Annotated in this window: 1 protein-coding gene and 1 pseudogene; both read left to right on the plus strand. The window is 62.4% G+C overall.

Annotated elements, in window-relative coordinates; all coding sequences use genetic code 11:
• Positions 1 to 421, plus strand: a 421-nt coding sequence (locus AB4Y84_RS22135; RefSeq protein WP_442250994.1) for a lysozyme inhibitor LprI family protein, incomplete at its 5' end; no start/stop codon positions are given.
• 41 nt (positions 422 to 462) lie between these two features.
• A pseudogene (locus tag AB4Y84_RS22140) lies at positions 463 to 1,150 on the plus strand (peptidoglycan-binding protein); the annotation flags it as partial.

Below are 1,150 nucleotides of genomic sequence, written 5' to 3' on the forward strand. Positions count from 1 at the left end.
GACACCGGCCAGCGCGACGCCTGCAACTGCAGCCGCCGATGCCGACGCGGATGCCGAAGACTTTCCCGCGCCGCTGCCCGATGCCTCCTACACCCAGGCCAACCTGCGTTCTACGTACACCCGTTGCGTGGACGCCAGCGAAGCGGTGACAGCACGCCTGCAGGCATGTGGCGACGAGGAGTTGAGTTACCAGGAAGACCGCTTGGCCGAGATCGTCGCCGGTGTCGTGGCAAGTCCCGACAGCAAGGCCAAGGATGACTGGATGGATGCGCAGGCTGCCTGGTGGTCGGACACCAATCGCCATTGCCGCTGGGATCCCAAAACCGATGGCCAGGGCCAGAGGTTGGACGCGCAGTCGTGCCGCATCAACCGCGTGGCCAACCGCGTTGACCAGCTGCAGGCCGCTGCACGGAGCAAGTGACCTCAATCCACCGCATTGCCAACTGAGAGGAGTCCTTCGACATGGATGTAGTGACCGATGCAAGGAAGGCGATGGAACACTGGCATCGCGGCCAGACCTCCGCCCGTTTTGAAACCGACAACCGTGGTCCAGGCTGGATTTCCTCGGGCAAGGGTGACCATGGCGGCGTGTCCTATGGCAGCTACCAGTTCGCCAGCGCCGTTGGCGGGGTGGACGAGTACCTGAAGTCGTCCCGCTATGCGGACCAGTTCCACGGCCTGAAGCCTGCGACGGAAGCCTTCAGCGAGCGCTGGAAAGCGGTGGCCGCACGCGACGAAAAGGGCTTCGCCCAGGAACAGCACGATTTCATCCAGCACCAGTATTACGACGTGCAGATGGATCGCCTGAAGAAGGTCGGCGTGGACCTGCAAGGTCGCGGCCCTGCCGTGCAGGACGCGCTGTGGAGCACGTCGGTGCAGTATCGCAACATGACCCGTGGTGTATTCCAGAATGGCCTGAAACAAGCCTATGGTGATGATTACAAGCTGTCCGAGCTGAGTGACGAGCAGATTGTCAGGGCCGTGCAGGATTACAAGCACGCCAACGTCCAGCGCCATTTCGAGAGCTCGCCCAAGCAGTGGGATTCGCTGCGCGAGCGCACGCTCAATGAAAAGTCCGAGCTGGTTGCGCTGGCGCGCTACGACAGGATCAACCACGACCCGCAGCCRTACCTGGGCAAGACCTACGAAC

Origin of the sequence: Stenotrophomonas sp. 2YAF22, from assembly GCF_052114665.1 — a bacterium.
GTDB classification, from domain to species: Bacteria; Pseudomonadota; Gammaproteobacteria; order Xanthomonadales; family Xanthomonadaceae; genus Stenotrophomonas; species Stenotrophomonas indicatrix.